We start from the raw sequence: 20,845 nt of genomic DNA on the forward strand, positions 1-20,845 counted from the left end.
GGATTGGTTCCTAATCATATTTTTATTCTAAATAAGTAGTGATCACTTACTTCAGCAAACTTCTTGATTATGCCCCAAAGCGATACTCGCTTTTGTGGACGCAGATTATGGCTTTAACGCTTCAAGAGAAAATCATTGACCCTAACCAAGGGGTATATTTAATTGGTACCACACCACCAAAGATAGGCACCACACCCGAGCAACTCAAAGCAATCGCAGCTAAGTTGCTAGGACGTTTACATGAAATCGAATACGATGGTGTGATAATTTACGATATTCAAGATGAAAGCAGCCGCACGCAAGTGCCGCGCCCATTCCCATTCAAACACACTGTTGACCCTTGTGAATATAGTCAGTTGATCMGTGAATTATCACACCTTGATGTTATTACCTATAAAAGCGTAGCACAGCGTGACGGTGAAGCATTTAGCAACTGGCTTAGCAGCACTAAACAACAATATGGATTGGACAATCTGGTGTTAGTTGGAAGCCCTTCTTCAACAGGCGATATTAAGCTACCATTATCAGAAGCCTATAAGGTGTTAAAGCACCATCAAGAGGAGTTTTTCTTAGGTGGTGTAACCATCGCGGAGCGTCATGCTAGTAAGCGTAATGAGCACGAAAGATTGATTGATAAAACAGTCCAAGGCTGCCAGTTTTTTGTCTCCCAAGCTGTCTATGATGCCCAAGCAACCATAGATCTGATCACAAGCTATGCTCGTACTTGCAAGCAACAGGGCACGACACCAAAACGTATTATTTTAACTTTTACTCCTTGTGGTGGAGAGAAGACTTTACAGTTTATGCAGTGGCTGGGTATATCCGTGCCGGAGGCGACTAAGTGGCGTATGTTAGATGCAGAAAATACGCTGAGCGAGTCCATTAGAATTTGTAGAGAAAATCTAGATCAAATCTTAAAAAGTTGTTCACACTTAGATATTTCTCTTGGTTTGAATATTGAGAGTTTAACGAACCGTAAAGAAGAAATTGATGCCTCTATCAACCTGTATCGCCTACTCAAAGCAACCATGGAATTGAGCCTTGCAGAAAAACAAATTGCTTAATCATTGTATAAATGAAAAAGCCAGCTTGACTCCACAAACTGGCTTTTACCTAACCGGACTAGAAAGATTAGCTAAAACTTAAGAAAGCGATTAGCCCTACTCCAAGTAATAAACGATATATAACAAATGGCATCATACCCATACGTTCGATAATTTTTAGAAAGAAGAATATACACGCATAAGCTGAAACAAACGACAATACCGCGCCACTTAGCAGGGCATTCCAATCAACCACTTCATCGCCCACTGCCAATTCTAAACTATAGTAAAGCCCCATCATCGAAATCACAGGAATAGACATCAAAAACGAAAATCTTGCGGCACTTTTCTTATCAAGCCCTAGCAATAATCCAGCTGTAATTGTGATCCCAGATCGCGATGTTCCAGGAATAACCGCAGTAATTTGCGCCAGTCCAAGTATCAATGCGCTTTTCCAATTTAGCGCAAACTCGTCTTTGATCTGTTTTGCTTTCACATCGGCATACCACAGCAATAAACCAAAAACGATAGTAGAGATTGCAATAACCCACGCACTGCGTAAGTAGATTTCGACAATATCTTTTAATAGAGGCGCCAGTAATACAAATGGAATTGTCGCAACAACAATACACCATGTCAGGCGGCTCTCTTTTGAATGCTGACCTGAAAACGATTTAAACCAGCCAGATAATAAGCTTACTATGTCGCGCCAAAAATAAATAACGACGGCAAGCAGGGTTCCTACATGAACAGCAACATCAAAAGCCAACCCCTGATCTTGCCATCCTAGTACCTGTGAAGGCAGTAATAAGTGTGCTGAACTAGAAATAGGTAAAAACTCAGTGAGACCCTGAATGATTGCAAGGACAACAATCTCGATAAAACTCATAACTTGGGAAACTCCACTTTCCATAATTTTTGACTTGGGTTGTGATATTCCTGCCACAACTGAGCGATTGATTTCCCCTCAACAGGGTGAATAAAATCAGCGGCAAGTTCAGCTAATGGCTGAAGCACAAAAGCATTTTTGGTTATTTCATCCCTTGGCAGCTGAGCTGGTGATGAACAAATAAGGTGATCATAAAAAAGAATATCGAGATCTAAGGTACGCGGGCTAAACTTTTTTTCGTTGCAGCGACGACCATGATCGTACTCTATCGACTTAAGCCGTGTATAAACCTCATTTAAAGACATTGGCGTGTGTGCAGCAAATACTGAGTTATAAAAATTACTACCGGTAAAACCGACAGCCTCACTCTCAAATACACTTGAATGTCGGTAATTTGGAAAATGCTTTATGAGTGTTTGTAAACCACTTAGTAAGTTTTTTTCTTTCTCAATATTGGAGCCAAGGCTGATAAAAATTTGTGCCATGATAATGCTACTTCTTACGCACAATTTCTACACCCACCGTTTGTGCTTGCGCCACGGCTGCGGGTTTGCTTACTTTTATAAGTACTTGCTGTACATTAAATTCATTTAAAATCATTGCCGCTAGCTGCTCGACTAAAGTTTCGAGTAATTCTACTGGCTTGGCTTGAGTATGCGCGCTAATACGTTCACTGACTTTGGCATAATCCACGGCCAAATTAATGTCGTCGAGGCGCGCTGCGGCGCTAATATCGGTCAACATCTCAACATCAAAGTAAAGGCTTTGTTTACTTTCTTTTTCAAAGTCGTACACTCCTATTATGGCTTCGACGTGTAGCTGTGAGATATAGACTTTATCCATGTAAACTCCAAACATGTTTATCGCTTTTATCTTCCCGCATTAAATAAAGCGCAAGTGCGCTAAATTGCAGGACTTAAGACCGCCGATCATAGCCCAAAACAACGCAATAAAAAATAAGGAAGACAGTGTTAATCAGTTTAATGTGCGTATGTGCTTATTTATTAGGATCGATTTCCTCCGCAATTCTGGTGTGTCGACTGTTCAAGCTTCCAGATCCGCGCTTTAGTGGCTCCAACAATCCAGGGGCGACCAATGTATTGCGGTTAGGAGGAAAGGTCCCTGCTGTGCTAGTGCTTATCTTTGATATTTTAAAGGGCACCATTCCAGTATGGGGTGCCTACTTCTTAAATATCGAGCCTCTTTGGTTAGGCGCTATTGCAGTAAGTGCATGCCTTGGACACATTTACCCTGTGTTTTTTCATTTTAATGGCGGTAAAGCAGTGGCAACAGCGTTTGGGGCACTCTTACCTATTGGTTTATCACTTGGTGGATTGTTGATAAGTACTTGGCTTGTAGTACTGGCGCTAACGCGTTACTCGTCATTGGCAGCAATCGTCGCGGTCGCTGCTGCGCCACTTTATACTTGGTGGATAAAACCATTATATACGTTACCGGTGAGCTTTTTGACCGTCGTCATTATCTTTCGTCACCGAGCTAATATCAAAAGGCTCCTTGCAGGTAAGGAGCCAAAGGTGGGTAAAAAGTCTAAAGATTAACGTAAGATAGCCTACACTTTTTCAAGGCTATCTAGCGGCCAGCGCGGCTTAGTTTTCATATCAAGCGGCGCATACTGCCCGGCCTTTAAGCGCTGCATACCAGCATAAGCAATCATAGCTCCGTTATCCGTGCAAAACTCAGTTCGAGGATAATACACACGACCTTTCATCCCCAGCATCATACGTTCAAGCTTTTGTCTTAGCTCGGTGTTAGCACTAACACCACCAGCAATCACAAGGCTTTTAATGCCCGTTTCTTTTAAAGCACGCTTACATTTTATCGCTAGCGTCTCGACCACAGCAGTCTGAAAGGCATGAGCAATATCCGCTTTGGTTTGCTCATCATCTCCTTCGTTACGAATGGTATTTGCAGCCGCTGTTTTTAAGCCACTAAAACTAAAATCTAATCCGGGTCTATCGGTCATCGGTTTTGGAAAGGTAAAACGCCCCGGCTGACCTTGCGTCGCCATTTTAGCCAGCATAGGCCCCCCCGGATAATCAAGACCCAGTAATTTGGCTGTTTTATCAAATGCTTCGCCAGCAGCATCATCCACTGACTCACCAAGCACTTCATATTCACCAATACCAGACACCTTAACCATCATCGTGTGACCACCAGATACAAGTAGCGCAACAAACGGAAACTCCGGCTTATCATCTTCGAGCATAGGTGCCAGCAAATGACCTTCCATATGATGAACAGCAACAGCTGGTACTCCCCAACCAAACGCTAACGAGCGACCGATTGAAGTACCCACCAGCAATGCCCCGACTAAACCAGGACCTGCGGTATAAGCAATCCCATCTAGATCTTCAGGGCCACAACCTGCCTCTGCAAAAGCAGCTTCAATAAGCGGGATAGTCTTGCGCACGTGATCGCGAGAAGCAAGCTCTGGTACCACCCCACCATAATCTGCATGCACCTTCACCTGAGAATATAATTGATGTGCTAATAGCCCTTGCTCATCATCATAGATAGCAATACCAGTCTCATCACACGAGGACTCTATACCTAAAATACGCAAGTTACTTTCTCCAAACTCTTTACTGCAATCGCTGATTATACGAAATCAGTTACTCAAGTTCCAAACCTATATTAGTTTGTCCGTCAGCAAGAGCTAATTCCTTCAATGACTTCACTGAATCGCTGCTAATTCGCCCCATTTTCTCTACATGCTCAATAAGCTCTGCCAGTATTTCAATTTCGTATTGCATTTGTGGATGTTCGCGTATCAATTCATTTGTCGGTAATACATCCTCAGCCATCAACATAAACTCTATATATTTTGCTACTGTGGCTTGTGAGATTTTAGCGACACTAACAAACTCGTGTTCATCTTTAGCCATTAAGCCTTGCAACATGCCAAGCAGCGCTGTCGCAACATCAATCGCGGGATAGGTACCAAACATATCAAAGTCGCTCAGCTCAGGTACATTTGGCTCAACCTTTTCGACTAGCTTCTCCAAACTGATTTTACTTTTTGGGATCAGAATTTTTTCCCAGATCAAATTCAGCGTATTTCGTAAGACTTGCTCATCGCCAAAGCCTGTTGCTTCGCTAAAAAGCGAGTAATTAGGCAACATTCGCTCAATAATTGCAGCGCCTAACACTGCTTTTTGAAGATAATTTAACTCTCTAATACGTTGAAAGTTATTTGCTTTACTCATGCTTACTTCCACATTGCCAGCAGTATTCAAATGCCGGTCCATTTATTTCAGTACAATGATGACACTGCCAGTCGGCCTGTTTCACAGCACTGTGACGACGTAATTTGTTATAGTTTACCAATAATTTCTCAGCCTCGGGTAACTTTATTGCATAAACAAGCAGCTTGATTGCAGCCTGCTCTAAGGGGATCTCCCCCATAGCGCCAGATAAATGTTCACCTTGTAGGCGCACTTGAATATTCGCTTGCTCTAACATCCCTTTGAGCAAATGCGCTTCAACAAAATCAGTGGTCGAATACACCTGCTGCCAACGAAAAGATGCTACGCTCATATCGCTATACTCATATCGCTATACTCATGCTAAAACCTCACCCTACTTATTTGTTGCTTGATAAAATAGCTTATTATCATCACACTTAGTTACTCTGTTATTCAAAATCAGTACTATTATGACGTTAACCACACCTGGCTTGTTATTTCCGGCCATTTCACTACTACTGCTTGCTTACACCAACCGGTTTTTAGTACTAGCACAGCTTATTAGAGAATTAAATGCCAGAGAAGGCGATACCATAAGACCCTTAGTAAAAGCACAAATTGAAAATTTAAGAAAACGAATAAGACTGATAAGACGCATGCAAGTTTGGGGAGTAATTGCATTTTTATTATGTACACTATCAATGTTTGCGCTATTTCTTGAGGTGTCTTTACTGGGCGTCACGCTATTTGGAGCAAGCCTTTGCAGTTTAACGCTATCGCTTTTGTTATCTCTTTATGAGATCCATATCTCGTGCGATGCAATAGAATTAGAACTGCGAAATATCGAGAAAAAGCCACAACAAGATTAGCACCCTCAATACTGCCGACTATACTAACGTTGAGTCAGCATAAAAAGAGGAGCAATCTGTGAGCGGATTTTTGTTCTCAGATGAAGTGCCAGAAAGCCCTACAAACAATATCGTCGATACCTATTGGGATATACTCGTGGTAGATGATGAAGAGGATATTCATCAAGTCACAAAGTTAGTATTATCTGGCTTTAAATTTGAAGATAAAGCACTTCGTTTTCATCACGCTTACTCTGCACAAGAAGCAAAAGAAATTTTGGCATCACAGCAAAACATTTCAGTAGGGCTGATAGATGTTGTGATGGAAAGCAACCATGCAGGGTTAGACCTGATCCGGTATATCCGTAATGACTTAGAGAACTTTGATATCCGACTCGTTTTACGAACGGGGCAACCTGGCGAAGCACCTGAAGAGTCAGTGATCCGCGATTATGATATTAATGACTACAAAAATAAAACCGAGCTAACTGCTGTTAAGTTAAAAACACTACTTTATTCTGCTTTAAGAGCACATAGGGATATTCAAACCATAGAAAAGCATAAAATGGGACTTGAACGCATTATTGATGCGTCATCCAATTTTTTACAGTGTAGCAATATTCAAGATTTTGCATCAACCATATTATCTCATGTATCCGCAGTAATGGGATTATCAGACTCAGAAATTTATTGTGCCGCAGCCGTTAACCACCAAGCGAATGCCCCGACAAAATTTAAGTTATTGGCCGCGTCCGGTGAGGGGGTTGAACCACACAGTGGATCAATACCTGATAATGTACAAAAGCTCTTTGTAAAAATACATAACAACAAAACTTCACTCAAAACGCGTAATGAATATATAGGTTACTTTCCCTCTCAAGAGGGTAACGAAACAATGATTTATGTGAGTAAAGAAAGTGACTTACATACAATGGACTTTCAGTTACTAGAGTTCTTTGCTAACAATATCGCACTGGCTTACGACAATCTGAAATTGCGCGAGACCGTTAAAGATTCTCAAAAAGAGCTTTCTTATATTCTTGGCGAAGCAGTGGAAAAGCGCTCTAAGGAAACCGGCTCACATGTCAAACGAGTCGCACATTATAGTATGTTGTTGGGGCAGCTATATGGGCTCTCTCATTACCACGCTGAAATCATTAAACTCGCCTCTCCCCTACATGACATTGGTAAAATTAGCATACCTGATCACATACTCAATAAACCTGGAAAGCTTACCGATGAAGAATGGTTAATAATGCAGACCCACGCCCAGCAAGGCTACGAAATCTTGAAAAATTCAACAAATGAGATTTTGCAATGTGGTGCACTAATTGCACATCAGCATCACGAAAAATGGGATGGTTCTGGGTACCCACAAGGGCTAAAAGGTGAACAAATTAACATTGTTGGCAGGATCACGGCATTGGCTGATGTGTTTGATGCATTGGGCAGCGAACGCTGCTACAAGCCAGCTTGGCCGCTCGAGAAAATAATTGAGTTAGTCAACAATGAAAAAGGAAAACAATTTGATCCCAAGTTGGTTGACCTTTTTCTAAATAATCTGGAACAATTTATTGAGATACGTGATAGGTATCCTGACTAACTTTGTAATCAGAATGTAAAAACTTCACTTTCCTTTTCCCGTTTTGTGTATTATTATTGGGAAAAGACGTAATAAATGTGTTTTAGTTGAAATTAAAAGGAATTTCACATGAGATTTGAACAACTCGAGCAGTTCGTTGCATTAGGCAATTTAAGACATTTTAGACAAGCTGCGGAACAAACCCAGATCAGTACCTCAGCCTTAACGAGGAGCATCCAAACTCTTGAAGATGAGATAGGGTGTGAACTTGTGAAGCGCTCCACTCGCTCCGTCAAGTTGACCGAACAAGGTGAACTCTTCTTAAAATATTGTAAAACGACGCTTTCAGAATTGGAGTTGACCAAGAAAACGATTAAGCAAAGTTTATTTGGTCGTGACAACCAAAAGTTAATTATTGGTTACACAAACCAAGCAAGCAGTATTGTCCCGGTTTCTTGTGGTCAGTTTCTAGCGCAATACCCTAACGTCAAAATTGAAATGCAATTGCAAGACGAGCTAGAACTCACTCGTAAGCTACAACTTGGTGAAATTGACATCAGTGTATACCTTCAAAGCGCTAACAGCATCGTGAGTGACATACATTTACCAGATCAGTTAGTTCTATTTGTTTCTAGAAGTCACCCACTTGCTAATCAAGATAGTATTCGTAAAGCAGAGTTAACTCAGTATCCAATGTACGGCTGTTTTTCTCAGTCGAAACAAGTACAAAGCATGCTAAATGAAGCTGTTGAGTCGCTGAATAAATCGACTGGGGTGAAAATAGGTAGTATTGAACAAGTTATTGCTGGCCTGAAAACAAGCAATAGTTTCGCTATCGCGAGTATTGAACATTCAAAATCGATAGCACAAGACCCAAATCTAGTGTTACYGAAGACAAATAAGGCATTAGATAGGGAGCAATTGATCGTACAAACTAATCACCAAATTGGTACCAACGATCATATTAATCATTTGCTTGAATTGATTGAAGATGCTGCATCCTCAAAGAGTAAGCAAACAATCACTTACTAATAAGTATTTAACCTTAAACTTGAATAAGAGGTGGGCTAGCTTGTTTTTAAGTCCATCTTGGATGATTTCTCAATCTATAGCTGTCACGCGATAGACGCGCATTACCTATCCATATTTCAAGTTTTTTAATCTAATGAATACTTGAGCTAGGGTGAGCCAAATTACTTTGTTTAAAGCTCGCCCTTAATTGCCCTTTGTATAGGTTGAGCGTGTTTAAGAAACCACCTCCACCACTTTATGCTTTCAAAGAGCCAACGCCCTACCCGCCAAAACTGACAGAGAAAAGATATCCATTAGTAAAAACCTACCTTCCAGTGCTCACTCATATTAGCGCTCTACAGTGGCATAAAACCAAAGACGACACCTGCAAAAATAGCTAATCCAACATAGTTGTTATTAAGAAAGGCCCAAAAACACGCATCACGCTCTCGGTTTCTTATCACATATAGCTGCCTAATTAGCAACGCGATAGCAACGCTTAAACCAAGCCAAAATAAGTAATTCAATTCATATGCGTAACCAATCGCAGCCATTATTGCTATAAAAAGTACGTTTAACATAGCAATGATATGTCTGTCCCATTGACCAAATAGAATAGCTGTAGACTTAACGCCAATTTTTACATCATCATCCCTATCTACCATTGCATACATAGTGTCATACGCGACAGTCCAAATTAGGTTAGCAGCGAAAAGTATCCAAGCAAGCACAGGGACGTGCTCATTAGCAGCCATGAAGGTCATTGGGATCCCCCAACTAAATGCAGCACCGAGAACAAATTGTGGCAAATTTGTATAGCGCTTCATCAGCGGATAAACCGACGCTAATGCTAAGGCACCCAAAGATAGCGCGACCGTTTGCCAATTTAGCAATAAAACAAGTGCAAAAGCTAACACAATCAATGCAAAAAATAGTAATAACGCTTCTTTACTTGTGACAGCGCCTGTTGCAAGCGGTCTTTGTGACGTCCGCTTGACCGCACCATCCACCTTGCGATCCGCAAAGTCATTAATCACGCAACCGGCGCTACGCATGATAAAAACGCCGAGTGCAAAAATCACAATTAAAGACAGCGTAGGAACACCTTCGGCAGCAAACCATAACGACCATAATGTTGGCCATAGTAAAAGGAGCGTACCAATGGGTTTATCCAAGCGCATTAGCTGGCTGTACGCTTGCCACTTTTGTTTATTAATCATAAAAACTTTCCGATATAAACACTTCGCAAACTAGAATTTTGGCGTTGCCATTTTTAAACCAGCTCTTTCTGGCAAAAAGCTCAGTTGGGGAAGAGAGCGAAGCTCCCATTAAGCCAGCCAGTGATAAATACTCAGATGCTCTAAGTCGTATGTATTCAAGTTCACCTCTGTGCCAGTTTAAGTCCGAAAAAAGGATTTCTCCCAACGGAGTATCTCCTATCAGGTGGACGCCAGTATTACAAGCTTGTTCGTTAAGCCAACTTTGACCATATATTGCCGCTCTACCGTTGCAATTAAGTGTGACTTCACGGCACCAAGCGACGCTTGAAAGATCAGCTTTCAACGTATCTGGCACATCTTTTAATTCATCACTCAAAACTGAAACCGAAAAGCTATCACAGCTACTTTTTAGCTTTGCAGTAAGCGAATGGGTTTCATATAAGTAAGGTGCCAATGCAGCCTCTACATTCACTAACTGAGTATTTTTATGCCAAGGAAGTTCTAAAGGTAATTGCAAAAGCAATGTTCTATATCCATTTTAAAAATTCGCCGCCATCATAGCAGAGCGAGCGCTATCTAAAAAGTTTATGTTTGTGTACAAGCCAGCTGTAAAAGCAACGCAATTATGTATAAACTAAGTAAAAAGTAATTTGCACTAGGATACCTAACCAAATATGAGAATGTTAGCTGTTGTACTTACTGTATGCTTAGCACTATCTGCGGCTTTCCCCGCTAAAGCGGACTCGAATATTGGGTATTTTGGGTTTGAGCCAGATATTATTACTAACTATATCGGCCAATCTAATAAGAAGCTGGGCTATGTTCGTGTTACAGTGGATCTGATGCTGAATGATGTGTCGAATATTGCAGTTGTCGAGCACCACACCCCCCTACTCAGAGATGCAATAGTTCAAATATTAAGTAAAGAGAATGAAGAAACGGTCAAATCATTAACAGGTCGAGAAGAAATCAGAAAGCGTTGTGCCGAAAAGTTAAAAACCCTATTAAAAGAAGAAACTGGACAAGAAATTGTCCGTGATGTGCTATTTACTAAGTACTTATATCACTGATTTTAATACCAATTTGCTTAATTAAGTGGTCTATTTGGAGGCGAGAAAATCTTGTCGATAACTCCGCTACCGCGTCCTGCTATCGCTAAGGTACCTACATCCATATAGGCAAGGCAAAAATTTTGCTATTTAGTTGTTCTAAATGAGAAATTTTTAACACTGTTAGCGTCGATATTAACGCTTCCATGTTGAACACTGTCAGCGCCATCATACGCCCCTCATCATACAAAGAGACAACATCTTTTTATGCTTCCCTTTTATTTTGATTATTCGGCCAGCACGCAGCAATAAACATACCTGATAACAAACCAAACAAATGAGCCCAATTAGCCATACTAATGAAAAATGTATCGGTGAAGCCAAACAACATCCACAGCAGCATAAAGCCGACAATTGGCTTGGATACCAATGGTAGTTGTTGCGGGTTTTTATGACCAATAATCCAGCAAAAGCCCAGTAGCCCATAAACCACGCCACTTAAACCACCAAAATTAGCATCTACAAATACAAACTGCATAAAGTTACTGGTTATACCGGTCACAAAATAAATACAGATTAAAGACCAAAGCCCAAAACGTTTGCTAACTTGAGCGCCAAGGTGTAACCACCAGCTTAAATTAAAAATGAGATGTATTGCACTAAAGTGGATCAGCGTAGGAGTTATCCAAGCCCATGGTTTATCCAAAGAAAAGCGAAATAATGAAAAGATATGGTTAGCATCACCAAACAGCATAGTGATGAACACTATGATACTGACAGCAAATACCCCTTGAAGTAACCAGTTGAGAGTTAAAAAACGCTGGACTAGGTTAAGCTTTTGTCCTTGATAATTAAATAGCCCTGCAGTACTGCCCGTTTGCCAAGACGCGGCTTGATACCGTTTAGCCTCAGGGTTGGCTATAAATTGCTGCCATAAATATATCGCTTGCTGCTCATCGCCACGCTCAAGCCACACTTCAACTTGTTGCCCATCATGACTACGTAAAATACACTCAATCCCCTGAGTCTTTATATAGTCAACAGCCCCTTGAGCAAGTCGAGGGTTGTGATAATGGGCAATTAATTTCACTTTTCGATCTCGTTAGGCAGTTCACTTGCCCACTGTGTGAAGCCACCGTCCATGCTATAGACTTCCTCAAAACCTTGTTCTACCAAATAGTTTGCAGCGCCTTGTGATGAAATGCCATGGTAACAAACCACTATTATTGGCTGATCGAACTCTTTTTCCTGCATAAAGTGTGCAAGGTTGGCATTTGATAAATGCTCAGAGCCAGGAATATGCCCCTGAGTAAAAGTGTTTTCATCGCGTATATCTGCAATAACCACTTCTTCATTACTTAAGAGTGCATGTGTGTCTGCTACTGAAATATGTTTAAAGGACATGTGCTACCTATTTTAATACCTAAAAAGTAAAAGACGACTGAACCCAATGTGGGCTTAGCCGTCTTTGTATTATAACTGCTCATTGATGCTGGGAGCAAAGGTCAACAGACCCTAATCCCAGTTCAAAATAACTTTACCCGATTGGCCAGAAATCATCGTATCAAAGCCTGTTTGGTATTCATCAATGTGGAATTGATGTGTGATAATTGGGTCAAGGTTCAAGCCAGATTGGATCAAACTTGCCATTTTATACCAAGTTTCGAACATTTCACGACCATAGATACCCTTGATAACCAAACCTTTGAAAATCACTTGATTCCAATCTACAGCCATATCCGAAGGTGGAATACCTAACATGGCAATTTTACCACCGTGGTTCATGCTATTTAGCATACCTTTAAAAGCAGAAGGCACCCCCGACATTTCAAGACCCACATCAAAGCCCTCGGTCATACCAAGGTCTTTCATTACTGTCTCTAAGCTTTCATTGGCAACATTTACTGCCCTTGTCGCTCCCATCTTAGTTGCAAGCTCAAGGCGGTATTCGTTTACATCGGTGATCACCACATGACGCGCGCCAACATGTTTAGCAACCGCGGCGGCCATAATACCTATTGGGCCAGCACCTGTAATTAATACGTCTTCACCCACTAAGTCAAATGACAATGCCGTGTGTACTGCATTACCGAATGGGTCAAAGATAGACGCTAGCTCGTCAGAGATATTGTCTGGGATTTTAAACGCATTATAAGCAGGAATAACGAGATACTCCGCAAATGACCCTTCGCGGTTTACGCCTACCCCAATGGTATTTCGGCATAGGTGTACACGTCCTGCACGACAGTTGCGACAATGGCCACAGGTAATATGGCCTTCGCCAGATACCCGGTCGCCAATGCTAAAACCTCGCACTTCTTGTCCCATATCGACGACTTCACCAACATATTCATGACCAACTACCATTGGAGTTGGAATCGTATTTTGCGCCCACTCATCCCACTTATAGATGTGTACATCGGTACCACAAATGGCCGTTTTACGGATTTTGATCAAAAGATCATTGTGCCCAACTTCTGGTTTTGGCACATCCGTCATCCAAATTCCTTCTTCTGCTTTCAACTTGGATAATGCTTTCATAGTATTCGCTCGTTAGCTGCCCCAATTAAAAACTGGGTGCAAAATTAAATTACGCCTAAGTCTTTACCGATACGGGTGAAGGCTTCGATTGCTTTGTTTAGCTGCTCAGTGGTGTGTGCAGCTGAAATTTGTGTACGGATCCTTGCCTGACCTTTAGGTACTACTGGATACGAAAACCCGATAACATAAATACCTTCATTTAATAATCTGTCAGCCATTTCTGACGCTACTTTTGCATCTCCTAGCATAACTGGAATAATGGCATGATCCTTACCTGCACAAGTGAACCCAGCAGCTTCCATTTTGGTGCGGAAGTAAGCGGCATTATCCCAGAGTTTAGCACGCAGTGCGTCGCCCTCTTTCATCATATCTAATACTTTGATTGAAGCGGTAACGATTGAAGGAGCTAAAGAGTTTGAGAATAAATAAGGACGTGAGCGTTGACGTAACCACTCTACGATTTCTTTTTTACCTGAGGTGTAACCGCCAGACGCGCCACCAAGCGCTTTACCAAGTGTTCCAGTAATAATATCTACTCGCTCTAGAACACCACAGTACTCAGGAGTACCACGACCATTTTCACCCACAAAACCGACTGCATGCGAGTCATCAACCATCACAAGTGCATTGTATTTATCAGCCAAATCACAAACAGCTTCTAAATCACAGATAACCCCATCCATTGAAAAAACACCATCTGTCGCGATGAGTTTCGTTTTTGCACCAGCAGCATCCGCAGCAATAAGTTGCTGCTCTAAATCTGCCATATCATTATTAGCGTAGCGGAAGCGTTTAGCTTTACAAAGGCGAACACCATCAATGATTGAGGCATGATTCAGTGAATCTGAAATAATAGCGTCTTCAGGGCCTAAGATGGTTTCAAATAAACCCGCATTGGCGTCAAAACATGAAGAGTAAAGGATCGTGTCTTCTGTTTTTAGAAATTCGCTGATCTTCGCTTCAAGCGTTTTATGAATATCTTGTGTACCACAGATAAAGCGCACAGAAGCAACACCAAAACCATGATCTTCTAGGCCGTGTTGTGCCGCTTTGATAAGCTCGGGGTGGTTAGCTAGACCAAGGTAATTATTTGCACAAAAGTTAATAACACTTTCGCCTGTAGATACCGCGATCTCAGCTTGTTGCTGTGAAGTAATAACACGCTCTTTTTTATATAATCCTTCAGCTTTTACTTCTTCAATTTGTTGCTGAAGCTGGCTGTAGAAGGCCGATGCTCTCATCTGGGAGTCTCCATTGTTTGCACGGTGATAGTCAATTGTATACTGCTTGTACAGAATAGCGCTTAACTATCAGAAGTTTACGCTTGAATGCTGTTATTAACGCCTTCAAGTTTTTGGCAAGCAGCAGCCAGTGTATGGCAGCTACTCAAAAGATACCTGTATTTTAAAAGGTTCACACAATAAATGCACGATTTGCGACGGTTAGCAGCAAAGTTTCTTTACTATAAGATAGATAATGCTTGCGGCACTGATCCCAACGATTTGCACACATAATCAGCTAACTGTTTTTGCGTATCGGTGAAGTGCTGTCCTGATTCGACTAACACTGTGGTAGCCAGCCCCGCAGCATGGGCAGCTTGAATATCTGAAACTTTATCTCCTACCATGATGCTTTGTGCTGGGTCTAAATTGTGCTCTGCAATCGCTTGATGCAACATCCCAGGCTCTGGCTTCCTGCAATTACACTCAACGTTATAAGGTACGTTGGCTTTCTCAGGGTGATGAGGGCAAAAGTACACCCCTGTGATTTCTATACCACGAGCCATAAATTGTGCACACATCCAATCACTTAATAGGTGAAACTGTGCTTCATCATAATAACCTCTACCAATACCCGACTGGTTGGTCACTACTACGATTTTATAACCGGCTTGAACAAACTGTTTGCACGCATCGAATACTCCATCGATAAATTCAAAATCAGCGATTTGGTGCACATACGCATGATCTTTGTTAATCACACCGTCTCTATCTAAAAAGATTGCTTTGTGCATTATGAATTAAGCTCCTGCTCTTTAACCACGCGGTCGAACATTGCGATAACGTCTGCCACTTCTATCTGCGACATTAACTCGCGCCCTTTTACACGCGTTCCCCAAGGTAATTCATCAGCAGTTTTCCCTTTTTGCGCCACTAAGTTTTTGTGATAAACCTCAACCACATAATCTTGGTACAAGTAAGGGCCTGTTCGCTTGGGATTTGAATGTGCATACAAACCAATAACGGGAGTATTTACGGTCACAGCCATATGCGCAGGGCCTGTATCCGGCGCTAACACTACATCAGCTTGCTCAAGTATACATAAGAGCGTTTTTAAGTCTGTTTTCCCAACAAGATTTAACAGTGCGGATTGAGTATGCTTTTGAATGTCAGCTGCTAAGTTCTGCTCCAACTCAGTAGGCCCACCCGTTATAACGACGTTGAAGCCGCTTTTCATTGCATGATCTGCAAGCGCAGCATACCGCTCAGGTAACCAGTTGCGCTCAGCTTTACTCGCTGCAGGAGAAATAACAAAGATTTTCCCCTCTGGCAGTAATGCTTTGGCAGACGCTTTATGATCATCGGTGACAGGCATATTCCAGCTTGGTTTCTCGCACTCAGCACCGATTGCACGAGCAAAATTTTGAAAGCCCTCTAACACATGAGGCGACTGTTGTGCAGCGATACGTTTATTAATAAACAAACTATGAAGCTCTTTTGAGCGCCCCTTATCAAATCCAATTTTTTGCTTTGCAGGGATAACACGAGCAACGAGGTTAGCTCTTAATGCGACCTGCATATGTAGCAAAACATCAAATTTTTGTCCTTTAAACTTCGCTTTCAAAGCTTTGAGCGCAGCTTTCCCCTGTTTTTTGTCAAATACCACTAACTCAACACCTGGTAAACCGGCTAGCAACATGGCTTCTACCTTTCCTATTACCCAGGTAATTTTGGCCTGTGGGTGCGCTCGTTGAATTGCTTGCACCGCGCTAACAGCATGGCAAACATCACCAATCGCTGACAGTCGCAAAATACAAATAGAGGATAAGGAGTTGCTCAAAATATTTGCTCTCATGGAAAGTAATAGGCGCTTGATCTTAAATTAATCAAACAAGTTTGCAAGTTTCACTGACCGAGAAAAGTCGTTAGAATAAAACAATTAGTCACCAAGAACTCTGACACTGTGCAAATCTCTAAGCAATCACATTATTTTTTACTTACCCCCACTCACTCAGCGCTGACGGTGTCAGCAGAAATGTTTGAACCGGAATATTGGCAAAAAAATAATGCGATTGTCGGCTCTAAACAAGGTAGAGCGACTGCTTGGTTTGTAAAGCTTGATGATAAGGTTGTCGTGCTCAAGCATTATTATCGTGGTGGCTTAATTGGTAAATTACTAAGCGACCAGTATTTGTTTTTTGGTTTGAAAGATACCCGAGTATATCAAGAGTTTGAATTACTTGAGCACCTAAAACAACAGGACTTACCTGTGCCCGCTCCAATCGCAGCCAGAGTCTCAGCTAGGTTTGGTGTTTACCGTGGAGATATCATCACTGAAGCGGTAGAAGATGCGATTAGTGTTTGTGAAATTCTACAATCCCGCGCTCTTCAAAACATCGAATTAGAGAAAATAGGTCAAACAATCGCTAAATTTCATCAAGCAGGTGCGTACCATGATGATTTAAATATCAACAATATTTTGTTTAGTGGTGATGGCGAAGTCTTTCTCATTGATTTTGATAAAGGTAAAATTCTGGCACCGGCAACGCCATGGCAACAGGCAAATATCGAACGCTTGCAGCGCTCTTTTAAAAAAGAGGCCGGCAAATGGCCGACCTTTCATTTTGACGATAATCAGTGGCAAGCACTGCTTCAAGCGTACCGCACGTCCGTTTAACTTTTTTGCAGCTGTGCTTTTTTAATCACGTTCGAAGTCGAACATCCATCCAGAAATGGCAACACCTCGACTTTACCGCCTTGATTAAGAACATGCCCAGCTCCTGCAATATCTTCTACTTTGTAATCACCCCCTTTGACTAAAATATCGGGACTGATCATCTCTATGAGCTTGGCTGGCGTATCATTTTCTTCAATACTGCCAAATGGAATAACCCAATCTACCGAGGCGAGGGCTGACAGCACCATAGCGCGCTCCTGTAGCGGGTTTATTGGACGCTCAGGCCCTTTTAGACGAGCTATAGACTCATCGTTATTCAGACCGACAACCAATCTGTCACCCATTGCTTTTGCTTGTGCTAAGTAACGAACGTGTCCGGCATGGAGAATATCAAAGCAACCATTGGTGAAAACAATCGTTTCACCATTTTGTTTCGCAAAAGAAATATGCTTCAACACTTCCTCAAATGGTGTTTGATAATGTTCGCCTGTTTCGCGTAGATATTGACCTAGCTTGCGGCTTAGCTCTTCTGGTGATACTGTCGCAGCGCCAAGCTTACTCACGGCAATCCCAGCTGCAATATTCGCCACTTCTACCGCATCTTTAGCAGGCATACCAGCCCCAAGCATAGTCGTAAGTGTGGCGATCACCGTGTCACCCGCGCCCGTTACATCACTTACTTCTTGCACTTGAGCTGGAAAGTCATGCTTCTGCGTTGCTGTGATCAAAGACATGCCCTGCTCTGAACGCGTCAGTAACATCGCACCAATCCCAGCAGTTTTAAGCAACTTACGGGCACTTGTGGTTAATGCTTCTTCTGAGCTTGCATCGCCGCCAGCTAACTTAAATTCGTTTAAATTGGGTGTTATAAAGTCAGCGCCTCGATATAAGCTTAAGTCACTATTTTTGGGATCAATAAGCACAGTTTTACCTGCAGCTTTTGCTACTGCTATCATCTCTGAAATAGCGGATAATGCGCCTTTGTTATAATCACTGAACAGAACGAAGTCGTAGTTGTCGATTTCTTGCTTTAAGCGCGCAAGCAATAATTGGCTATGTGACAACTGAAAAGGTTCTTCCAAATCTAGTCTCACCACCTGTTGATGACGGCTAATCACGCGCATTTTGGCAATCGTTGGACACTCAATCACACTGACCAAACTCGATGCTATGTTGTCCTGTTTTAGAATAGCTTCTAGCGTCTTACCGTTGTCATCTTCACCAATGAGTCCAAGTAATCCAACCTTGCCATCAAGGTGGGCGATATTTTTCGCAACGTTTGCAGCGCCGCCCGCCTTATCTTCCAACGCACTCACTTTAACCACAGGTACCGGTGCTTCAGGAGATATTCTGCCTGTATCGCCATGCCAATAACGGTCAAGCATCACATCGCCTACGACTAACACGCTGGCTTGGTTAAGTTGCTGTAGTGCCGCTAGGTTCATGCTTGTTGCTCCGCTTCAACTAGCATATCTACAGCTTCACACAGCCAATGACCAATGAACATATGTGCCTCTTGAATACGTGCAGTTTCATCATTAGCGATAATGATAGGTAACTTAGCGATATCCTTCACTTTGCCACCGGTTCGACCGGTTAGCGCAACAGTATAAGCACCTATATCATTGGCCGCTTGTAGCGCTAAATTAATATTTGGACTGGTGCCTGAAGTGGTTAAGCCAATCACCATATCTTCCGGCTTACACAATGCTTGTACCTGACGCTCAAATACCGAGTCAAAATGGTAGTCATTACTATGTGCGGTAAGAATAGACGTATCTGTAGTTAGGGCAATTGATGCTAAAGGTCCACGCTCAAGTTTATAACGCACGACAAACTCCGCCGCCAGGTGCTGTGCATCCGCAGCGCTACCACCATTACCAAGCCATATAACCTTTCCTCCAGCTGCCAATGTACTCTGGCATGCTTCTAGTAATGCTATACATTCTTGATGGTAGTTAGCCATAGTTTCGAACACGTCGACATGACGCTGTAAACTCGCTAAGTAACTTTGTGCTACTCGTTCATTCAATGACATATTTTTTCCTAAACTCTTCTTTGCTCAGCCCGTGTATACCTACCAGTATACATGTACTGATAACCAAGTGTAATTCTCACCAAAGACATCTTTACCTAAGGTTAATTTGGTTTCGATTTGCTTATTGTATGCTTCACCGATGTGGGCAAGCTCTAGTTCATACCCTCGCTCATACTCAGCGCCTGTTTCACCTAGCTCATTAAAATAATTGCTTTCATTATCAATCACAGAAAGCTTAGCACGCCACAGTGAGCTATAGTCGGCTTGATAGGTACCTTCTAAAACATGAACTTGAGTGGGTGCACCATCATCAAACTGGCGATGATTACCTGCAAAGTGACCGACAACGAAACCATCAATACTATTTCCTTGTGTTTCGTATATTTCATTCACATACCATAGACTTTCCATGTCGGTATATTCATACCGTAACGAAGTGGTGGATGTTAGTTGTGGCAAATACACGCCAAAGCTAGTCGCAGTGTTACCAAATAAGTAGTTTTTGTGGTTGTTTGTATCCTCACCACCATACTCTAAATACCACTGCGCTCGCGTGCCATAATTGGTAGTAAAGCTTGTCGTAATTGTGGCCCACTGATCTCCAAGCTCATCGTCTTGTGTTAAATCATCGGTTTTATTATCACTTCCTGCTGGATCTATATACGCTTTTATAAAATCCTTAAAGTCGACCTTTCTAGGGCCGCCACCAAATTGCAAAACACGATTTAGCCCTATTTTCCAACCATCAATCGGCTCTATGCTAAAGTGAGTACCCGCTACTTTTGGCGTTCCATCATGTAAGATACCTTGGTATTTGATCCCCTTATCGACACTTTCTAGTTCCGAATAAAACAGCTCAAAATCAAAATTCCACCAATTTTTTATCGGTACAACCAGCCCCAGAGAGACTGACAGTGGTGGTTTCGCATTATTTGAGTAAACCTGTGCTGAGTGTTTAAATGGCGAGAACCAATGTTCTTTGTAACCTAAATTCAGTTGTAAGTTACCAAAAGACATACCGTAAAAAGTATTGTATGCCACCAGCTTGTTTGCTTCTGCGCGATACTCAGCGCCAATTTGCAAAATACTCGAGTCGCTTCCGCGCCAAACTCCAGCTATGCCTAGCTCAGCATATTCGCCACTCATGTTCCCTCTATCATTGGCAATTTGCTGCTCTTCACCACTATCTACTCGCAGTGTAATAGACTTTTGAGTGATCCCATCATCTTGCAGATACGTTGCAATACCTTGGCTAATACTGTGTTGTAAGGCCGGATCTATGTGCCTTAATTGCAGCAAATTCATCTGGATCTCACTAATACGGTAAGGCTTTGCCATAGGTGTTCCTACCGTCATTGCAAACATTTTGTCTATTTGGTATTCCAAAAGTGGGTCTTGACCAATTGGCAAATAAGCCGTAGGACTTGCTACAACCAGACTTGAAGCAAATATCCCACAACAAGCAAGTACTTGAGCTAAATTCATTTTTGTCATTCCATTACATTTAATAGATTAAATATT

At 42.0% G+C, this 20,845-nt stretch carries 24 protein-coding genes; 7 read left to right on the forward strand and 17 right to left on the reverse strand.

The features are described from left to right. Positions 1 to 107 precede the first annotated feature (107 nt). Positions 108 to 1,064 carry a hypothetical protein gene (locus tag EAG18_RS15320; RefSeq protein ID WP_125253253.1) on the forward strand — a complete coding sequence of 319 codons (957 nt, stop codon included), beginning with the start codon at positions 108 to 110 and terminating at the stop codon, positions 1,062 to 1,064. Positions 1,065 to 1,131: 67 nt separating this feature from the next. On the opposite strand, the gene EAG18_RS15325 is transcribed toward EAG18_RS15320, so the two are convergent. From EAG18_RS15325 to folB, 3 genes are read right to left on the reverse strand one after another with little or no spacing between them, the layout of a single operon-like run. Beyond that, entirely contained in the window at positions 1,132 to 1,932 is an 801-nt protein-coding gene (locus tag EAG18_RS15325; RefSeq protein ID WP_125253254.1) for an undecaprenyl-diphosphate phosphatase, read from the reverse strand. Beyond that, entirely contained in the window at positions 1,929 to 2,417 is a 489-nt protein-coding gene (folK, locus tag EAG18_RS15330) for a 2-amino-4-hydroxy-6-hydroxymethyldihydropteridine diphosphokinase (protein WP_125253255.1), read from the reverse strand. Before folK ends, EAG18_RS15325 begins: the two co-directional genes overlap by 4 nt. 7 nt (positions 2,418 to 2,424) lie before the next feature. After that, positions 2,425 to 2,775, reverse strand: coding sequence for a dihydroneopterin aldolase (folB, locus tag EAG18_RS15335; protein WP_125253256.1), 351 nt, complete (start codon positions 2,773 to 2,775; stop codon positions 2,425 to 2,427). A 125-nt stretch (positions 2,776 to 2,900) separates the two neighbouring features. On the opposite strand from folB, the gene plsY reads away from it, so the two are divergent. Further along, positions 2,901 to 3,491, forward strand: a complete 591-nt coding sequence (gene plsY / locus EAG18_RS15340) for a glycerol-3-phosphate 1-O-acyltransferase PlsY (protein ID WP_125253257.1) — start codon at positions 2,901 to 2,903, stop codon at positions 3,489 to 3,491. An 11-nt stretch (positions 3,492 to 3,502) separates the two neighbouring features. Here the strand turns inward: plsY and tsaD are convergent, their stop codons facing one another. From tsaD to EAG18_RS15355, 3 genes are read right to left on the reverse strand one after another with little or no spacing between them, the layout of a single operon-like run. After that, entirely contained in the window at positions 3,503 to 4,516 is a 1,014-nt protein-coding gene (gene tsaD, locus EAG18_RS15345) for a tRNA (adenosine(37)-N6)-threonylcarbamoyltransferase complex transferase subunit TsaD (protein ID WP_125253258.1), read from the reverse strand. Between the two features lie 49 nt (positions 4,517 to 4,565). Beyond that, positions 4,566 to 5,159: a YjaG family protein gene (locus EAG18_RS15350; RefSeq protein ID WP_125253259.1), complete on the reverse strand. Its 594-nt coding sequence runs from the start codon at positions 5,157 to 5,159 to the stop codon at positions 4,566 to 4,568. Further along, a complete protein-coding gene (locus EAG18_RS15355; RefSeq protein ID WP_125253260.1) occupies positions 5,152 to 5,490 on the reverse strand; it encodes a DUF2007 domain-containing protein in 339 nt (112 codons plus the stop codon). The genes EAG18_RS15350 and EAG18_RS15355 overlap by 8 nt, the downstream gene beginning before the upstream one ends. Positions 5,491 to 5,608: 118 nt before the next feature. Between EAG18_RS15355 and EAG18_RS15360 the strand changes: the two genes are divergently transcribed. From EAG18_RS15360 to EAG18_RS15370, 3 genes are all read left to right on the forward strand, one after another. Further along, on the forward strand, positions 5,609 to 6,007 hold the full coding sequence (locus tag EAG18_RS15360) for a DUF2721 domain-containing protein (protein ID WP_125253261.1): 399 nt from the start codon (positions 5,609 to 5,611) through the stop codon (positions 6,005 to 6,007). Positions 6,008 to 6,065: 58 nt separating this feature from the next. Next, on the forward strand, positions 6,066 to 7,589 hold the full coding sequence (locus EAG18_RS15365) for a DUF3369 domain-containing protein (protein ID WP_125253262.1): 1,524 nt from the start codon (positions 6,066 to 6,068) through the stop codon (positions 7,587 to 7,589). A gap of 108 nt (positions 7,590 to 7,697) precedes the next feature. After that, a complete protein-coding gene (locus EAG18_RS15370; protein WP_125253263.1) occupies positions 7,698 to 8,600 on the forward strand; it encodes a LysR family transcriptional regulator in 903 nt (300 codons plus the stop codon). A gap of 335 nt (positions 8,601 to 8,935) precedes the next feature. Here EAG18_RS15370 and ubiA read toward each other — a convergent pair whose 3' ends face one another. Both ubiA and EAG18_RS15380 read right to left on the reverse strand, forming a co-directional pair. Further along, positions 8,936 to 9,799: a 4-hydroxybenzoate octaprenyltransferase gene (ubiA, locus tag EAG18_RS15375; RefSeq protein ID WP_125253264.1), complete on the reverse strand. Its 864-nt coding sequence runs from the start codon at positions 9,797 to 9,799 to the stop codon at positions 8,936 to 8,938. Next, positions 9,792 to 10,316 carry a chorismate lyase gene (locus tag EAG18_RS15380; RefSeq protein WP_241651564.1) on the reverse strand — a complete coding sequence of 175 codons (525 nt, stop codon included), beginning with the start codon at positions 10,314 to 10,316 and terminating at the stop codon, positions 9,792 to 9,794. The genes ubiA and EAG18_RS15380 overlap by 8 nt, the downstream gene beginning before the upstream one ends. Positions 10,317 to 10,473: 157 nt before the next feature. On the opposite strand from EAG18_RS15380, the gene EAG18_RS15385 reads away from it, so the two are divergent. Beyond that, positions 10,474 to 10,869 carry a flagellar basal body-associated protein FliL gene (locus EAG18_RS15385; RefSeq protein WP_125253266.1) on the forward strand — a complete coding sequence of 132 codons (396 nt, stop codon included), beginning with the start codon at positions 10,474 to 10,476 and terminating at the stop codon, positions 10,867 to 10,869. 244 nt (positions 10,870 to 11,113) lie between these two features. Here the strand turns inward: EAG18_RS15385 and glpG are convergent, their stop codons facing one another. From glpG to EAG18_RS15415, 6 genes are all read right to left on the reverse strand, one after another. Then, a complete protein-coding gene (glpG, locus tag EAG18_RS15390; protein ID WP_125253267.1) occupies positions 11,114 to 11,938 on the reverse strand; it encodes a rhomboid family intramembrane serine protease GlpG in 825 nt (274 codons plus the stop codon). Then, on the reverse strand, positions 11,935 to 12,252 hold the full coding sequence (gene glpE / locus EAG18_RS15395; RefSeq protein ID WP_125253268.1) for a thiosulfate sulfurtransferase GlpE: 318 nt from the start codon (positions 12,250 to 12,252) through the stop codon (positions 11,935 to 11,937). The genes glpG and glpE overlap by 4 nt, the downstream gene beginning before the upstream one ends. Positions 12,253 to 12,363: 111 nt before the next feature. Beyond that, positions 12,364 to 13,389, reverse strand: a complete 1,026-nt coding sequence (gene tdh / locus EAG18_RS15400) for an L-threonine 3-dehydrogenase (protein ID WP_125253269.1) — start codon at positions 13,387 to 13,389, stop codon at positions 12,364 to 12,366. A gap of 44 nt (positions 13,390 to 13,433) precedes the next feature. After that, complete coding sequence (locus tag EAG18_RS15405; RefSeq protein WP_125253270.1) at positions 13,434 to 14,630, reverse strand: glycine C-acetyltransferase; 1,197 nt, start codon at positions 14,628 to 14,630, stop codon at positions 13,434 to 13,436. Positions 14,631 to 14,851: 221 nt separating this feature from the next. Further along, complete coding sequence (gene gmhB / locus EAG18_RS15410; RefSeq protein WP_125253271.1) at positions 14,852 to 15,403, reverse strand: D-glycero-beta-D-manno-heptose 1,7-bisphosphate 7-phosphatase; 552 nt, start codon at positions 15,401 to 15,403, stop codon at positions 14,852 to 14,854. Further along, a complete protein-coding gene (locus EAG18_RS15415; protein ID WP_125253272.1) occupies positions 15,403 to 16,464 on the reverse strand; it encodes a glycosyltransferase family 9 protein in 1,062 nt (353 codons plus the stop codon). Before EAG18_RS15415 ends, gmhB begins: the two co-directional genes overlap by 1 nt. 108 nt (positions 16,465 to 16,572) lie before the next feature. Here EAG18_RS15415 and EAG18_RS15420 point away from each other — a divergent pair, with 108 nt between their 5' ends. Next, a complete protein-coding gene (locus EAG18_RS15420) occupies positions 16,573 to 17,286 on the forward strand; it encodes a 3-deoxy-D-manno-octulosonic acid kinase (protein WP_125253273.1) in 714 nt (237 codons plus the stop codon). On the opposite strand, the gene hldE is transcribed toward EAG18_RS15420, so the two are convergent. Genes hldE through EAG18_RS15435 form a run of 3 tightly spaced genes read right to left on the reverse strand, consistent with a single transcriptional unit; the run spans position 17,283 to position 20,809 of the window. Further along, the gene (gene hldE, locus EAG18_RS15425; RefSeq protein ID WP_125253274.1) at positions 17,283 to 18,731 is read right to left on the reverse strand and encodes a bifunctional D-glycero-beta-D-manno-heptose-7-phosphate kinase/D-glycero-beta-D-manno-heptose 1-phosphate adenylyltransferase HldE; all 1,449 of its coding nucleotides are present in this window, start codon (positions 18,729 to 18,731) and stop codon (positions 17,283 to 17,285) included. The two genes, EAG18_RS15420 and hldE, sit on opposite strands and share 4 nt — an antisense overlap. Next, positions 18,728 to 19,324 (reverse strand): SIS domain-containing protein, encoded by a 597-nt coding sequence (locus EAG18_RS15430; protein WP_125253275.1) that lies wholly within the window; start codon positions 19,322 to 19,324, stop codon positions 18,728 to 18,730. The genes hldE and EAG18_RS15430 overlap by 4 nt, the downstream gene beginning before the upstream one ends. A gap of 39 nt (positions 19,325 to 19,363) precedes the next feature. Continuing rightward, entirely contained in the window at positions 19,364 to 20,809 is a 1,446-nt protein-coding gene (locus tag EAG18_RS15435) for a capsule assembly Wzi family protein (RefSeq protein ID WP_125253276.1), read from the reverse strand. Positions 20,810 to 20,845 lie beyond the last annotated feature (36 nt).

Origin of the sequence: Pseudoalteromonas sp. J010, from assembly GCF_003934235.1 — a bacterium.
GTDB lineage: Bacteria > Pseudomonadota > Gammaproteobacteria > Enterobacterales > Alteromonadaceae > Pseudoalteromonas > Pseudoalteromonas peptidolytica.

Bases quoted from the DNA above. Each gene is read 5' to 3' on its own strand.
- EAG18_RS15435 (WP_125253276.1), bottom strand. From the start codon at position 20,809: ATGAATTTAGCTCAAGTACTTGCTTGTTGTGGGATATTTGCTTCAAGT.
- gmhB (WP_125253271.1), bottom strand. From the start codon at position 15,403: ATGCACAAAGCAATCTTTTTAGATAGAGACGGTGTGATTAACAAAGAT.
- EAG18_RS15325 (WP_125253254.1), bottom strand. From the start codon at position 1,932: ATGAGTTTTATCGAGATTGTTGTCCTTGCAATCATTCAGGGTCTCACT.
- folK (WP_125253255.1), bottom strand. From the start codon at position 2,417: ATGGCACAAATTTTTATCAGCCTTGGCTCCAATATTGAGAAAGAAAAA.
- EAG18_RS15355 (WP_125253260.1), bottom strand. From the start codon at position 5,490: ATGAGCGTAGCATCTTTTCGTTGGCAGCAGGTGTATTCGACCACTGAT.
- tdh (WP_125253269.1), bottom strand. From the start codon at position 13,389: ATGAAAGCATTATCCAAGTTGAAAGCAGAAGAAGGAATTTGGATGACG.
- folB (WP_125253256.1), bottom strand. From the start codon at position 2,775: ATGGATAAAGTCTATATCTCACAGCTACACGTCGAAGCCATAATAGGA.
- glpE (WP_125253268.1), bottom strand. From the start codon at position 12,252: ATGTCCTTTAAACATATTTCAGTAGCAGACACACATGCACTCTTAAGT.
- EAG18_RS15350 (WP_125253259.1), bottom strand. From the start codon at position 5,159: ATGAGTAAAGCAAATAACTTTCAACGTATTAGAGAGTTAAATTATCTT.
- EAG18_RS15430 (WP_125253275.1), bottom strand. From the start codon at position 19,324: ATGTCATTGAATGAACGAGTAGCACAAAGTTACTTAGCGAGTTTACAG.
- EAG18_RS15360 (WP_125253261.1), top strand. From the start codon at position 5,609: ATGACGTTAACCACACCTGGCTTGTTATTTCCGGCCATTTCACTACTA.
- hldE (WP_125253274.1), bottom strand. From the start codon at position 18,731: ATGAACCTAGCGGCACTACAGCAACTTAACCAAGCCAGCGTGTTAGTC.
- EAG18_RS15415 (WP_125253272.1), bottom strand. From the start codon at position 16,464: ATGAGAGCAAATATTTTGAGCAACTCCTTATCCTCTATTTGTATTTTG.
- EAG18_RS15405 (WP_125253270.1), bottom strand. From the start codon at position 14,630: ATGAGAGCATCGGCCTTCTACAGCCAGCTTCAGCAACAAATTGAAGAA.
- EAG18_RS15385 (WP_125253266.1), top strand. From the start codon at position 10,474: ATGAGAATGTTAGCTGTTGTACTTACTGTATGCTTAGCACTATCTGCG.
- ubiA (WP_125253264.1), bottom strand. From the start codon at position 9,799: ATGATTAATAAACAAAAGTGGCAAGCGTACAGCCAGCTAATGCGCTTG.